Consider the following 15,137-nt stretch of genomic DNA (forward strand, 5'->3'; position numbering starts at 1 on the left):
TCCTGCCGCAACCGTCAGCACCTTGAGCACGGCCGCCTCCGTGCTCCTACATGAGTCATAGCACATGTCGAAAGCCCTGCGCATCGCCTTTGCCGGCACCCCCGATTTCGCCGCCGAGTGTCTGTCCGCCCTGCTGGGCAGTCGCCACGAGATCATCAGTGTCCACACCCAGCCTGATCGCCCCTCCGGACGTGGTCGCAAGCTGACCCCGGGCCCCGTCAAGCAGCTGGCGCTCCAGCACGATATCCCCGTCCATCAGCCGCTCAACTTCAAGGACGAGGCCGATCGTCAGATCCTGCGCGACCTCGAGGCCGACATCATGGTGGTGGTGGCCTACGGGCTGATCCTGCCGCAGGCGGTGCTCGATATTCCGCGTCTGGGCTGTCTGAACATCCACGCCTCTCTGCTGCCGCGCTGGCGCGGTGCCGCGCCGATCCAGCGTGCCATCGAAGCCGGTGACAGCGAATCCGGCGTCACCATCATGCAGATGGATGCCGGCCTGGATACCGGTGACATGCTGCTGATCCGCCGCACCCCGATCACCGCCAGCACCACCGGTGGCGAGCTGCACGATGCGCTGGCGGCCCAGGGCGGCGAGGCCATCGTCACGGCCCTCGACGCCATCGCCGCCGGCGACCTGCCCGCGACCCGCCAGCCGGAAGACGGCGTGACCTACGCCGCCAAGCTCTCCAAGGCCGAGGCCGAACTCGACTTCACCCGCCCTGCCGCCGAGCTGGACGCGCGCATTCGCGCCTTCAATCCGTGGCCGGTGGCCTGGACACGCCTTGAAGGCGAGCCGCTGCGCCTGTGGATGTCCCGCACCTGTGAACAACGCCTCACCGACAGCGTGACGCCCGGCACCCTGCTGGCGCCCGGCAAGGATTGCCTGCGCATCGCCTGCGGCGATGGCCATGAGGTGCTCGAGATCACTCGCGCCCAGCTGCCCGGCGCCAAGCCGCTGTCCGTCAAGGACCTGCTCAATTCCCGTGCTGCGCGCTTCCCCGAGGGCCTCGTCCTCGGCGCAGATCACGCCCCTGATACCGATTCCCAGACCGAGACTTCCGCATGAGCCAGTCAGACACCCCGTCCTCCAAGGGCAACGGCAAGAAGCGCAACTCCCTGCCGCCGGCCCGCAGCAAGGGCGGCGCTCACAAGCATGGCGGCGCCCGTCGCAAGCCTGACAATGCACCGGCCTCGCCGGGTGCTGCGGTGCGTGTCGCGGCCGCGCGGACGCTGGCCCCGGTGCTGGCCGCGCGCACCTCGCTGAACCTGGACAGCCTGCCGTCCGGCGTCGCCGGGCGTGATCAGGGCCTCTACAAGGCACTGTGCTTCGGCGTCTGCCGTCAGCTGCCGCGTCTGGATGCCTTGGCGGGCAAGCTTTTGAAGTCGTCCTTCAAGTCGCAGGATCAGGACATCCACGCCCTGCTGCTGCTCGGCCTCTATCAGCTGCTGTACATGCGCATCGCCCCGCACGCCGCCGTCGGTGAGACCGCTGGCGCTGCCCGTGGCCTGGGCAAGGGCTGGGCCACCGGCGTGCTCAACGCCTGTCTGCGTCGTTTCCAGCGTGAGCAGGAAGCGCTGGAAGCCGAAGTCGACAAGGACCCCGCCGTCGCCCTGTCCCACCCCCAGTGGTTGCTGGATACCTTCCAGCGCAACTGGCCGGACGACTGGCAGGCCATCGCCGAGGCCAACAACGCCCAGGCGCCGATGACGCTGCGCGTCAATGTCGCCGCCATCAGCCGCGATGACTACCTCGCCCAGCTGGCGGAAGCCGAGATCGAAGGCGTGGCCTGCCCGTTCGCCGAGCACGGCATCACCCTGACCAGCGCCTGCGACGTCAGCGCCCTGCCGGGCTTCGAGGAAGGCCTGGTCAGCGTGCAGGATGAAGCGGCACAGCTGGCCGGTCAGCTGCTGGCCCCGGCCGTGACGGCCATCAACGCCGAGGGTGAAGGCGTGCGCCTGCTGGATGCCTGCACCGCGCCGGGCGGCAAGCTGGCGGACATGCTGGAGCGCTTCCCGGGCCTGGACGCCACCGCCATCGACATCGACGGCGAACGCCTCGAGCGCGTGGAAGAGACGCTGGAGCGTCTGGAACTGGGTGCCGGCGTCGTGTGTGCCGATGCCAGCGAACGCGACTGGTGGGACGGCGAAGCCTTCGATGTCATCCTGCTCGACGCGCCCTGCTCCGGCAGTGGCGTCATCCGTCGTCACCCGGACATCAAGCTGCTGCGTCGCCCGAACGACATCGGCGATCTGGCGCGCCTGCAGGGCAAGCTGCTGGCCAATCTGTGGGGCATGCTCAAGCCCGGCGGCACCCTGGTCTACGGCACCTGCTCCATCATCACCCAGGAAAACGCCCGGGTGATGGACCGCTTCCTGGCCGCGACGCCGGACGCCAAGGCCGAGACCATCAAGGCCGACTGGGGCCGTGTCTCCGGTGCTGGCCGCCAGATGCTGCCACAGGTCAATGGTCACGACGGCTTCTACCTGGCCCACATCACCAAGGCCAGCGCCTGATCACAGCCAGGTGAGCCGTGTCGGCGCGACGTCCGTGGTGACATGAGACGCCACGCCTGACATTCCCGGACAGCCGCGCCCCGACTCTCGGAGCGCGGCTGTCTTCCGTCCTGGCACTGGTTTATCCTGTGCCGACTGAGCAACAGCGGACGAGCCGGACATGAAAATCATCATTCTGGGCGCAGGTCAGGTCGGCGGAACGCTCGCCGAACACCTGGCCCATGAAGAAAATGACATCACGGTGGTGGATACCGACAGCGAACGGCTGCGCGAGCTTCACAACCGACTCGACATCCGCACGGTCACGGGGCCGGCGAGCTATCCGCAGATCCTGCGGCAGGCGGGTGGCGAGGATGCCGACATGCTGATCGCGGTGACCAACTCTGACGAGGTCAACATGATCGCCTGTCAGATCGCCCATAGCCTGTTCCACACGCCGACCAAGATCGCGCGTGTGCGCTCGACCGCCTATCTGACCCGCAAGGGCCTGTTCTCGCATGACGCCATCCCGGTCGATGTGCTGATCAGCCCCGAGCAGGTGGTGACGGACCACATCCGCCGCCTGATCGAATATCCCGGCGCCCTGCAGGTGCTCGACTTCGCCAATGGCGTCGCCCAGCTGGTCGCGGTCAAGGCCTATTACGGCGGGCCGCTGGTCGGTCAGGAGCTCGGTTTCCTGCGTCGCCACATGCCCAACGTGGATACCCGCGTCGCCGCCATCTATCGTCGCAACCGTCCGATCATCCCGCGCGGTGACACCGTGATCGAGGCCGATGATGAGGTATTCTTCATCGCGGCACGCAAGGACATCCGCACCGTGATGGGCGAGCTGCGACGCGTCGATCGCAACTTCCGCCGGGTAGTGATCGCCGGTGGCGGGCACATCGGTGAGCGTCTGGCCGAGACGCTGGAGCACAGTCATCAGGTCAAGATCATCGAGCACTCGCTGGCGCGTTGCACCGACCTTTCCGAGCGCCTCGATCGCACCGTGGTCCTGCACGGCAGCGCCACCTCCAAGCGTCTGCTGCTGGAGGAGAACATCGAGGATTGCGACATCTTCTGCGCGCTGACCAACGACGACGAGGTCAACATCATGTCGTCGATGCTGGCCAAGCGGCTCGGTGCCAAGAAGGTACTGACGCTGATCAACAACGCGGCCTACGTGGACCTGGTGCAGGGCGGCGAGATCGACATCGCCATCTCGCCCCAGCAGGCGACCATCGGCGGCCTGCTGACCCACGTGCGCAAGGGTGACATCGTCAATGTCCACTCGCTGCGCCGTGGTGCGGCAGAAGCCATCGAGGCCATCGCCCACGGCGATGAGCGCTCCTCCAAGGTGGTGGGCAGACGCATCGAGGATATCAACCTGCCGGAGGGCACCACCATCGGTGCCGTGGTGCGCGGCAAGGAAGTGCTGGTGGCGCATCATGACCTGGTGGTGGAATCCAACGACCACGTCATCCTGTTCGTGGTCGACAAGCGTCGCATCCGCGAGGTGGAACGTCTGTTCCAGGTCGGGTTGACCTTCTTCTGATGCCGGCCTCCATGACTTCCGCCCCGCGCCCGCCCCGAACGTCACTCGGTGGCCTCGCCACGCTGCGCCTCTCTCAGGGAGGCGCCGCATGAGTCTACGCGTGATCTCTCGCATCCTCGGTATCCTGCTGATGCTGTTCAGCCTGACGCTGGTGCCGCCGATGCTGATCTCGAGGGTCTTCGAGGACGACACCCTGAGCGCCTTCGCCGTGGCGATGGGCATCACCCTGCTGACCGGTTTTGCGCTCTTCTACCCCAATCGGCACGCCCGCAAGGAGCTGCGCAACCGCGATGGCTTCCTGATCACGGTGCTGTTCTGGACCGTGCTGGGAGCCTTCGGCTCGCTGCCCTTCCTGCTCGCCGAAGACCCGAACCTGACCATCATCGATGCCATGTTCGAGTCGTTCTCGGGGCTCACCACCACCGGCGCCACGGTGATGACGGGGCTCGACCTGCTGCCCCACTCCATCCTCTACTATCGCCAGCAGCTGCAATGGCTGGGCGGCATGGGGATCGTGGTGCTGGCGGTGGCGATCCTGCCGACACTCGGCATCGGCGGCATGCAGCTCTACCGCACCGAGATTCCCGGCCCGCTGAAGGATTCCAAGCTGACGCCGCGCATCACCGAGACGGCCAAGGCGCTGTGGTACATCTACGCCGCGCTGACGCTGGTGTGCTTCGCCAGTTACTGGGCGGCCGGCATGAGCTGGTTCGATGCCCTGGGCCACAGCTTCTCGACCGTCGCGGTGGGTGGCTTCTCGACCCACGACGCCAGCATCGGCTACTTCGATTCCGCCAGCATCGAGATGATCTGCGTGTTCTTCATGGTGGTGTCCTCGATCAGCTTCGGCCTGCACTTCGCCGCCTGGCGCGAGGGGCGTATCAGCCATTATCTGCGCGACCCGGAGACACGCTTCTTCCTGATCCTGCTGCTGATCCTGACCTGCGTCACCATCGCCGGCCTGCTGCTCACCGGCAGCTACGATGACAGCAAGGCGCTGCGCCACGGCCTGTTCGAGGCCGTCTCGGTGGCCACCACCACCGGCTTCGGCGTCGCCGATTTCACCGGCTGGCCGGGCGTCTTGCCGATGATGCTGTTCATCGCCGCCTTCATCGGCGCCTGCTCCGGGTCCGCCGGTGGCGGCATGAAGGTCATCCGCATCCTGCTGATCCTCAAGCAGGGCGTGCGCGAGATCCATCGTCTTATCCACCCCAATGCCATCCTGTCGGTCAAGGTCGGCAAGATGCGCATCTCGGAGGGCGTGGCTGAGGCGGTATGGGGGTTCTTCTCCGTCTACCTGATGCTGTTCGTGCTGATGATGCTGGGCATGCTGGCCACCGGGCTTGACCAGGTGACGGCATGGTCAGCGGTCGGCTCGGCGCTCAACAATCTGGGGCCGGGACTGGGTGAGGTCGCGACCCACTACGGCGATATCCCGGGGGCCGCCAAGGGCATCCTGATCCTCGCCATGCTGCTGGGGCGTCTGGAGATCTTCACCATCCTGGTGCTGTTCACGCCGGCCTTCTGGCGGCGCTGACAGCCGCTCTGATAGCCCCCCCAGCGTGCCCAGAGCATCACCTTGAACGCAAACGCCCCCGCCGGAGGACTCCGACGGGGGCGTTTTCATTGTGGCGCTTCGACTATGACTCGCCGGTAGTGGCGTCACGGCGCGCCAGCAGGCGGCGCATCGGCGCGGTCGGCTCCAGCACATAGTGGATGCGACTGGCACGATAGCAGTCGTTGAAGGCATCGAAGTAGTCATCCAGCACGCTGGCCGCATTCTCCTCCCCCGCCTGACGCAGCAGCTCCGCCGCCACTTCCGCCGTGCACAGATGCGCCTCGGAGGCAGGCTTGCGCAGGTGATAGCGGGTCAGGCGCTGAGTGTGCAGCGGCAATACCGGCAGGCCATCCAGATAGGGGCTCTTGCGGAAGATGCGTCGCGCCTGACGCCAGGTGCCATCGAGCAGGATGAACACCGGAATGCGCGCCTCGCCACTGGCGGTATGCGTCGCCACATCGGCGCCGACGCCGGCGATGGCATTCACGTCGACCACGCGATCGGCGTAGTCGGGCTGGTCATCCGGGAAGATGATGAAGGGCTGATAGCGCTCATCTTCCAGCAGCGCCAGCAGGCGCGGGTCCGGCTCGACGCGATACCAGCTGAAGACCTCGGTGCCCGCCAGCACATCCGAGATCAGGCGCCCGGTGTTGGTCGGCTTGTAATGCTCCAGCGGATGGGTGATCAGCCAGAACTTGATCCGCGACTCGGCGGTGACCTGATAGGGACACAGGCAATTGAGCCTGGGCAGGCGGCACGCCTCACAGCGAATCACCTGACTGCCGCGCGCCTTGAACTCGCGGCGCGGATGCCGCCCATGCCACGCCTCCGGCTCGCCACTGGGCAGCGTGGTGATGCCACTGCCTTCGCCTGGCGCGACGGTATCGATTGCCACAGCATCGCTGGAGGCGACAGCGGAAGCAGATTGAGGCGCACAGGCGGCGATATCGTCGCCATCAGCCGGCGGGGGGCGGGAATCACACATGATGAGCAGTCAGAACCAAAGAAAAAGGGACGCGCATTCTAGCATGCGCGTCCCTTTCTCCCATTCTTCTGTCCCGACTCAGGTTGCCGATTCGCGGGATCAGACCTCGTAGCGGTGCTTGCTGCCGGTCACGAACTTGGGCGGACGACGCTTCCAGTAGCCTGCCAGCAGCGACCCCGAGACGTTGTGCCAGATGGAGAAGATCGCCCCCGGCAGCGCCGCCGTGGCGGAGAAGAACTGACTGGCCAGTGACGCCGCCAGGCCGGAATTCTGCATGCCGACCTCGATGGCGATGGTGCGCGAGGTGCGTTCATCCAGCCCGAACAGACGCGACAGGCCATAGCCGGCGCTCAGGCCGATGGCATTGTGTGCCACGACCGCCAGCGCGACCAGCGGGCCCAGCGTGGCGAGGCGCCCGACGTTGAGCGAGACCACGATGGCGATGATCAGCACGATGGCCAGCATGGCCAGACTCGCCAATGCCGACTCCCACTCGCGGATCAGGTCACGCGCGAAGTGGTGCACGACCACGCCGAGCACGATGGGGGCGACCACCAGCTTGGCGATGCTCAGCAGCATGCCGCTGACCGGCACGTTGATATCGGTGCCCAGCAGCCACCAGGTCAGCAGCGGCGTCATCACGATGGAGAGCAGCGTCGAGGCCATGGTCATCGAGACCGATAGCGCCACGTGTCCGCCGGCCAGCCAGGTCATCACATTGGAGGAGGTTCCCCCTGCCGTGGCGCCGACCAGCACCATGCCCACCGTCAGCGCCGGGTCCAGCCCCAGCAGACGCGCGATCAGGAAGGCGGCCAGCGGCATCACGCTATATTGCAGTAGCAACCCGAGCGCGATCGGGCCGGGGCGACGTGCCACGCGTATGAAGTCGTCACGCGACAGGGTCAGGCCCATGGCGAACATGATCAGCGCCAGCAGAGGCTGAATGGTGTCCTTGAGCGCCACGAACGGCGTCGGAGCCACCACGGCGATGCCGGCAAAGACCAGCGCCCACAAGGGGAAGAAACGATTCAGCGTCTCGAACATGCTTTTCACTTTTCGGTCGCCCGGGGCATCGATTTCCCGGAAATTGCTGGCCCGCCTCCCATGGCAGGCCTGAAGGCGCGCATCATAACGTATCAGGCAGCCCCAGGTGGCCCTGATACAACCAATGGCGCACAAGGCGCGGCACCGCCTGACCGGCGCTTTCGGCCAGCGGCAGCACGCCGGGCTCGGCCAGTTCATCGGCATTCGGGTCGACCAGCACGATGGGGGCATCCAGCGGTGCTGCTGAATAGAGGTTGGACGCCGGCATGACCTTGAGCGAGGTGCCGACGATCAACAGCAGGTCCGCCTCGGCGGCGATCTCCTCGGCGACCGCATAGAGCGGCACCGCCTCACCGAACCACACCACGTCCGGACGCAGCTGACTGCCCTTGTCACACAGGTCCCCGAGGCGAATGCCGCCACGCGGCAAGGGGTAGCGCAGGCCGTGGTCGACGCTGGAGCGCGCCTTGAGAATCTCGCCATGCAGATGCACGACCTCGCGCGAGCCTGCGCGCTCGTGGAGGTCGTCGATGTTCTGGGTGATGACCGAGACGCGAAAGCCGTGCTGCTCCAGCTCAGCCAACGCCTTGTGGGCCGCGTTGGGCCTGGCACGGCGTACCTGGGTACGGCGGTCATCGTAGAAGCGCAGCACCTGCTGGGGGTCGCGCCGGAAGGCCTGCGGCGTCGCGATATCTTCCAGACGATGCTCTTCCCACAGGCCATCCTCGGCGCGGAAGGTGCGCAGGCCGCTCTCGGCACTGATGCCGGCGCCACTCAACACGACCAGATGGCGTCCGTGACGTGCACCGGGGTCCTTGAAGCCTTCACTCATCTAGCACTCTCTCTGGCGTTGGACAGGATCGAACAGCGGACACGGCGATCACACTCAGTCATCGATGAAATCCTGACTGCGATCGACACCGAAGCGCCGCTTGTTGCGATAGGGATAGACATCGATCACGCGCCCTTGCGCGATGGCGTCCTGCAGGCCACGCCACCAGCTGGCCTGGAAGATCTCGGGATGCAGCTCGTAGAACAGCTTGCGCAGCTGAATATCGGCAAACAGGAAGGGGCCGAACTCCTCGGGGAAGATGTCGTTGGGCCCCACCGAATACCAGGGCTCGCTGGCCAGTTCCTGCTCAGGGTAACGTGCCTCGGGAATCTCACGGAAGTTGCACTCGGTCAGGTAGCTGATCTCGTCGTAGTCATAGAAGACCACCCGTCCGTGGCGCGTGACGCCGAAATTCTTGAGCAACATGTCGCCGGGGAAAATGTCAGCGGCAGCCAACTGCTTGATCGCATTGCCATAATCATTGAGCACCGCGCGGGTTTCCTCGGCGTCACACTCCTCGAGATACAGGTTGAGCGGCGTCATCATGCGCTCGGTATAGCAGTGACGGATCAGCACCTTGTTGCCGCGCAGGCTGATCGACGAGCTGCACACCTCCAGCAACTCTTCGAGGCAGGCCGGGTCGAAGTGGTCCTTGCCGACGGTGAAGTTCGAGAATTCCTGCGTATCGGCCAGTCGCCCGACCCGATCATGGCGCTTGACCAGACGGTACTTCTCGCGCACCTGATCACGACTCATGTCCTTGCCGGGGGCGAAGCGGTCCTTGATCAGCTTGAACACCAGCCGGTAACTGGGCAGCACGAAGACCGCCATCACCATGCCGCGTACGCCCGGCGCGATGATGAACTGATCGGAGCGACTCGCCACATGCTGGTTGAGGCCGCGGAACAGCTCGGTCTTGCCATGCTTGTAGAAGCCGATGGCAGCGTACAGCTCGCCGATGGGCTTCTCGGGCATCAGGGTCTGCAGGAACCCGACCACCTCGCTGGGCACTTCGATCTCGACCTGGAAATAGGCCCGCGTGAAGGAGAAGATGATCGAGACCTCTTCCGGCTCGATGATCACGGTATCCAGATAGACGCCATCGCGCTCGGTATGCAGCACCGGCAACACCAGCGGCAGGGTCTGGCCGCCACCCTCGATGCGCCCGACCAGATAGGCCCCCTTGTTGCGATAGAAGACGCTGCGCAGCATCTCGAAAGCGGCGTCCGGCGCATCGCGCACCGCCTCAGGCAGCGTCGCGAGCAACATCTCGGCGCCCAGCGTCACATCGCGCCCCTGATGCTCGAAAGCGATCCCCAGCGGCGCCTCGTTGAGCACGGATTCGAGTGCCCCGGCCCAGTCACCCTCGACCGGAACCCGATGGCTGATGCTCAAGCCGGAATGGCGTGCCGGCCTCTGGCGGGATGGCGAGACGAACATCCAGTCGTCGCGGATGTGACGATGGGAAAACACGCTGCAGAAGATGGAGTTGTAGAAGGTCTCGGCCAGCTTGTAGTCGAGGCGTTGATCGATCAGAGCCATGTACTGCCGCTTGGCCTCGCCCCACAGGGTGCACTCGCACAGGCGGTCGGGCTCGAAGGCGCGCTCCAGCCGCTCCATGGTGGCGGCGACCTTCTCGTCGTAGAGGTTGATGCGCGCGGCGGAGGCCTGCTGGGCTTCCCGCCAGTCGGCCTCGATGAAGCGCCGCCGCGCATCACTGGAGATCTGCTTGAAGCGTGATCGATATTCATCGAAGCCATGCAATACGGTCGCCGCCAGCCGCTGGCCCTGCTGGCCATTGCCGCGCTCGTCACTGTCCACATCATTGCCCATCGCCGCCTCCCTGCCCTTCAGTCACCTGACATGACCAAAGCATGCGGACTGTCGCGCCAGCAAGCGAGACGACAATGGTCGCGGGCCTTCAACCCTGACTCACGCTACCTGCGTCATCCACCAAGGCCGGAGTGGCAGCAGACCGCCTGAAACGCAGAACGCCACCCCGCAAGCGAGGTGGCGTTCATGATGTCTGACGATAGCCTGTGCGCGTGGCTTACAGCTCATGCCCCAGCGAGGCCGCCGAGTCGGCCAGCGGCTTGACGCGGCGCTCGGCCTCGAACAGGTCATCGGCCATGCCGGCCTGCTCGGAACTCATGTCCAGCGCATCGATGCGCGAGGCCTGGAAGCGGTCACGCTGCTCATCCAGGCCGGCGAAATCGAACAGGTCACGGTCTGCCAGATGTGACGGCGCCACCGAGGTAACGGCATGGAACATGGTTTCCAGCCGCCCCGGATGCTTCTTCTCCCAGTCCTGCAGCATCTCCTTGACCACCTGACGCTGCAGATTCTCCTGCGAGCCGCACAGGTTGCAGGGAATGATCGGAAACTCGCGGGCGTTGGAATAGGCCTCGATATCGGACTCACGGCAATAGGCCAGCGGGCGAATCACGATATGGCGCTGGTCATCGGAGAGCAGCTTGGGCGGCATCGTCTTGAGCTTGCCACCGAAGAACATGTTCAGGAACAGCGTCTCGAGGATGTCGTCGCGGTGGTGACCGAGGGCGATCTTGGTCGCGCCGATCTCGGCGGCGAAGCCATACAGCGAGCCGCGACGCAGGCGCGAGCACAGCCCGCAGGTCGTCTTGCCCTCCGGCACCTTCTCCTTGACGATGGAATAGGTGTCGCGCTCGAGGATGTGGTACTCGACGCCCACCGACTCGAGCCATGCCGGCAGCACATGTTCCGGGAAGCCGGGCTGCTTCTGATCGAGATTCACTGCCACCAGCGTGAACTGCACCGGCGCATTGCGCTGCAGGTTCATCAGGATATCCAGCATGGTGTAGGAATCCTTGCCCCCGGACAGGCACACCATCACCTTGTCACCATCACGGATCATGCCGTAATCGGTGATGGCGGTACCGACATTGCGCCGCAGGCGCTTCTGCAACTTGTTCAGTTCGCGCTTGGCAGTGGCCGCATCAGTGGGGCTGGACGAAAGCTCGCTATCGGGTGTGAACATGGGGCATCAGGCTGGCAGTTTGGAGGGGCGCACAGTCTAGCATTGGCCAGTAGACGGTCACAGAGGCAGCATGCTTCAGGCGGGGCGGCCTGCCCCTATCTGAAAAGGTGGCGTGACGCCGACGCAAGATACGCCAACGCCCGCAGTCAGCGGGCGTTGGCATTTGGTATGCGCCGTGGGGAACAGCGGCGCTTGCAGGACGTCCGTGCAAGCTAGAAAAGGCGCAGGCTAGAAAAGGCGCAGCACTTCCAGATAGCGGATCACCACCCCGCCCAGCATCACGAGGATACCGAAGCGTTGCAGTCTGAATTCAAGCGCAGTGAGCGCAAGCTTGCGTGACCAGAACATCAGCACACCGCGCATGTCCTGTGTCCGGCGAATATAGAGGCCGTAGGCAAACAGCACGATGGCCAGGCCAAGAATCAACAGCGTATTGGTCGCGATCAGCATGTCGCACCTCGTGGGCAAGTACCCCTGAGTCATAAGGAAGGCAATCGCGGGCGGATGCCTTATCTGAAGCCGGGCCCCGAGCAGATGCCCGGGGCCCGACAGTCATCACCTGGCGCAGTGATGACGATCCTGAAGAGAATGATGCCGTCCTCAGGCCTGACAGAGGCTGGCTGACAGCAGGTCCATATCACGCGTGGCCTTTGCTCGCTGTCGCCGCTTCATTATGGTTATCAAAGCTGCTCGGTCTTGCATCCTGCATGGCTTGGCCGTCCTGCTGGCCGGTAGTGCACTGGCGTGTAATCAGAGTCGACCTCTCGCCGCAGTGGGCGTGTCGTATGGCAGCCAGTGTGGACAAAGGCAGTGAGCCGGGCCATTGGACATTCCGGCAACAGACCTTGGAATAATAGCCTTGAGGATGATGTCGGCTGATGAGACGTCTGATACCGGGCCTGACACTCATCCAGTGCCTACTCAGAGCCAGCCCAGCGCCTACCCAAGCCCCTGACATAAGCCCCTGTCAGAGCACCTGCCATAAGCTCCTGACATAAGCCCCGCTCAGGCGTGGCTGGCCAGCGATGGCGACAGCGGTGCCTGCATCAGGCGCTGCGCCATCAGCGCACTGGTCACGGCGTCCCCCAGCGCGCTGTGGCGACCGATCACCGGCACGCCCAGGGCATCTGCCATCGCCTCGAAACGCAGGTCCGGGGCGGCATCCGGCTGCTCATGCTTGCAGCGCCGGACGTAATCGCGCGCCAGATCGTGACGCTGGTTGGGCAGATCAAAGCCGAAGCGTGGCCGTAGGTGACGGTTGATCACCGCGACATCGAAGTCGATGCACCAGCCCACCAGCGGACGATTGCCGATGAACTCCAGCAGTTGTCGCAGCGCATCGCCCAGCGCTTCTCCGCCATGCAGATCGATACCGCGCAGACGATGGATGCGGATCGAGTCGCCCTGCAGCCCTTGCGGGCATTGCAGGTAGAGCGACAGTGCGCTGGAGGTATGGATATGGCGCGCATCGAAACGCACCGCCGCCAGCGAGACCAGCTCGGCGTGGCCGACATCGAGACTGGTGGTCTCGCAGTCCAGCGCCACACGCTCCCCGCCCCGCTCGGCGGCATGCCAGGGACGAAAGAGCTCGGCAAACTCGCCCTGTGCATGACGACGACGATCACTGGCGCGTCTCAGTTGTTCGAACATGCCACCTCCCCTCGGCCCTGAGGCCGGTTCAGTATTCCAGGTGATAACGATGTGACAGGCGCTGCTTGAAGTCCTTGACCCGGCTCAGGGCATCGCGCAATAGATCACGCTCCAACGAGGACAGCGACTGGGTGATGATCAGGTTGCGACTCCCCGCCTCCCGCGCCGCCGTGGTCTTTTCCTGGCCATCCCTTCGCGAGTCGCTAGCCCCGCCGACGGCAGCGCCATGTTCGTCCTCTTCCAGATGGCGCAGCTGCTGGCGCAGACGCAACTCGGCAAACAGCGACAGTGCCTCGGCAAGGTCAGCGCTGTCGCTGGCCTCGATACGCCCATCACTGACCAGCGCCTCAAGCCGCGCTAAGGTGCCGGTGGCCATCACTCCGCGTTCCAGCGCCATGGTGCGAACGCCATGCACGATGGGGAAGATGCCGCCCTTCTTGATATCGATGCCGTGACGCGGCGAACGCAAGGAACCGAACAGCGTCAGCGGAGTCGAGAAATGCAGCGCCGGGCGCGCGAAGTGCGACAGCAGCAGTTCATCGCGCGTGGCGTGGCGTACCAGGTGTCCGCGCAAGCTGTCGACCAGCGCTTCATTGCCGCCGCTGGCGCGCGCGTCGAAGACGATGGCCAGATTCATCAGCGCCTCGCCATCGCGCCCGGCGCACCAGCGTGCGATCTTGCCGCGCCAGCGCGACTCGGTGGCGACCCACTCCGGATTGGAAACCATGATGTTGCCCGGGCATGGTGGATAGCCGAGACCCGCCAGGGCGTCACTGAAGCGCTGCAGGGTGTCCTCGTTTTCGGGCCACTGGTGGCCATCGGCGATGATCAGCCCATTGTCCTGATCGGTCTTGAGGATCTGTTCGCCGCGCCCTTCGCTGCCCATCAGCATCAGGCAACTCGAGGCCCGGTGCTCCTCCGCCACCAGCATGGCGAAGGTGCGCTCGATCAGGCGCCCGTTGAGCGCACTCAACAGCGCCATCGCATGACGCATGTGTACCCCCTGCATCGCCAGCGCCCTGACCATTTCCGGCAGACGCGCACTGGCCTGCTCAAGCGCCGCCATGTCAGAGGCGCGCTCGATCTCGAGACTCACCAGCTGACTGCGATTGGAGAAGAACCCCAGCACGTCGGTCAGCTCGATGACCCCGACGACCGCCGCGTCAGGCGTCAGGCGCTCCTTGACCACGACCCGCGCGACCCGGTGGCGAGTCATCTGCACCAGCGCCTGGAACAGATATTCCTCCGCCGTGACCGCCACCAGCGCAAAGCTGCCCAGCGAGGCGAGCGGATGATTGGCAGCCAAGCCCTGAATCACCAGCGCATTGAGCAGGTCCGTGCGTGTCACCACGCCCTGACGCCCCTCGACAGAGATGATCAGGCTGTCCGCCCCCGCCGTCTGCATGGCCTTGACGCCCTGCTCGATACTGGCGCTGGCCGCCAGCTTGAGCGGCGGACGCATGCAGTCCATCACCCGCGCCAGCATGAAGCCCTCCTGGTCGCGACTCGCGCCCTGACGGGTGTCACGCTGCGCCGCCAGCAGCCGCGCCTTGTCACTCAGGCTGTGCTGGAAGTACTCACCGAAGTCAGGACACTCGTCGCACAGCGAGAAGAACAGCTGTGCGGGCAGCTGATAGCACAGCGTCTCCTGCTCGCAGACGAAGCGGGTGCGGCAATGGCCATTGAGCAGCGTCAGCGCCCCGAACAGGTCCCCCGCGGTGTAATGACCGATGCGCAGGCTGACCCAGGCATCCAGCCCCTCTCGCTGCGCCTTGTCGAGCGTGGCGGCGTCCGGCAGTGCCGAATCGGCGGCCAGTTCCGCCACCTCGCCCTTGTGAATGATGTAGACCGCCTCACCGACGGCCCCCGGCACCAGCGGCTGCGCCAGCGCCTCGAAATAGTGAAGGTCCACCCCTTCGGCCAGCCGTTGCCGAAGACGCTCATCCAGCAGACTGAACGGCGGCTCCTCGAACGCGATATCCACCAGTGACGCTTGCATGA

The 15,137-nt window shown here is 64.9% G+C and carries 12 protein-coding genes; 4 read left to right on the plus strand and 8 right to left on the minus strand.

All coding sequences use genetic code 11. From position 1 onward, the window contains the following. Positions 1–64 precede the first annotated feature (64 nt). The 4 genes from fmt to QD280_RS16155 all read left to right on the plus strand — a co-directional run bounded on the left by fmt (position 65) and on the right by QD280_RS16155 (position 5,588). Positions 65–1,069, plus strand: coding sequence for a methionyl-tRNA formyltransferase (gene fmt, locus QD280_RS16140; protein WP_279840012.1), 1,005 nt, complete (start codon positions 65–67; stop codon positions 1,067–1,069). Next, a complete protein-coding gene (gene rsmB / locus QD280_RS16145; RefSeq protein WP_215823453.1) occupies positions 1,066–2,517 on the plus strand; it encodes a 16S rRNA (cytosine(967)-C(5))-methyltransferase RsmB in 1,452 nt (483 codons plus the stop codon). Before fmt ends, rsmB begins: the two co-directional genes overlap by 4 nt. A gap of 160 nt (positions 2,518–2,677) precedes the next feature. Further along, positions 2,678–4,051, plus strand: coding sequence for a Trk system potassium transporter TrkA (gene trkA / locus QD280_RS16150; RefSeq protein WP_043333795.1), 1,374 nt, complete (start codon positions 2,678–2,680; stop codon positions 4,049–4,051). A gap of 88 nt (positions 4,052–4,139) precedes the next feature. Continuing rightward, the gene (locus QD280_RS16155) at positions 4,140–5,588 is read left to right on the plus strand and encodes a TrkH family potassium uptake protein (protein WP_043333794.1); all 1,449 of its coding nucleotides are present in this window, start codon (positions 4,140–4,142) and stop codon (positions 5,586–5,588) included. A gap of 103 nt (positions 5,589–5,691) precedes the next feature. Here QD280_RS16155 and QD280_RS16160 read toward each other — a convergent pair whose 3' ends face one another. From QD280_RS16160 to QD280_RS16195, 8 genes are all read right to left on the minus strand, one after another. After that, positions 5,692–6,594 carry a DTW domain-containing protein gene (locus QD280_RS16160; protein WP_279840013.1) on the minus strand — a complete coding sequence of 301 codons (903 nt, stop codon included), beginning with the start codon at positions 6,592–6,594 and terminating at the stop codon, positions 5,692–5,694. A 99-nt stretch (positions 6,595–6,693) separates the two neighbouring features. Next, complete coding sequence (locus QD280_RS16165; RefSeq protein WP_043333793.1) at positions 6,694–7,638, minus strand: bile acid:sodium symporter family protein; 945 nt, start codon at positions 7,636–7,638, stop codon at positions 6,694–6,696. Positions 7,639–7,720: 82 nt separating this feature from the next. Beyond that, on the minus strand, positions 7,721–8,470 hold the full coding sequence (locus QD280_RS16170; protein WP_279840014.1) for a Sir2 family NAD-dependent protein deacetylase: 750 nt from the start codon (positions 8,468–8,470) through the stop codon (positions 7,721–7,723). A gap of 54 nt (positions 8,471–8,524) precedes the next feature. Further along, positions 8,525–10,303, minus strand: a complete 1,779-nt coding sequence (gene aceK, locus QD280_RS16175) for a bifunctional isocitrate dehydrogenase kinase/phosphatase (RefSeq protein ID WP_192839393.1) — start codon at positions 10,301–10,303, stop codon at positions 8,525–8,527. Between the two features lie 217 nt (positions 10,304–10,520). After that, positions 10,521–11,486 carry a tRNA 2-thiocytidine(32) synthetase TtcA gene (gene ttcA / locus QD280_RS16180; RefSeq protein ID WP_082388814.1) on the minus strand — a complete coding sequence of 322 codons (966 nt, stop codon included), beginning with the start codon at positions 11,484–11,486 and terminating at the stop codon, positions 10,521–10,523. Positions 11,487–11,714: 228 nt separating this feature from the next. Further along, complete coding sequence (locus QD280_RS16185; protein WP_043333792.1) at positions 11,715–11,936, minus strand: hypothetical protein; 222 nt, start codon at positions 11,934–11,936, stop codon at positions 11,715–11,717. A 555-nt stretch (positions 11,937–12,491) separates the two neighbouring features. Beyond that, entirely contained in the window at positions 12,492–13,136 is a 645-nt protein-coding gene (locus QD280_RS16190; RefSeq protein ID WP_279840015.1) for a 3'-5' exonuclease, read from the minus strand. Between the two features lie 28 nt (positions 13,137–13,164). After that, entirely contained in the window at positions 13,165–15,135 is a 1,971-nt protein-coding gene (locus tag QD280_RS16195; RefSeq protein WP_279840016.1) for a DUF294 nucleotidyltransferase-like domain-containing protein, read from the minus strand. Positions 15,136–15,137: the final 2 nt, after the last annotated feature.

The sequence above is a fragment of the Cobetia sp. 1AS1 genome, assembly GCF_029846435.1.
Lineage (GTDB): Bacteria > Pseudomonadota > Gammaproteobacteria > Pseudomonadales > Halomonadaceae > Cobetia > Cobetia amphilecti.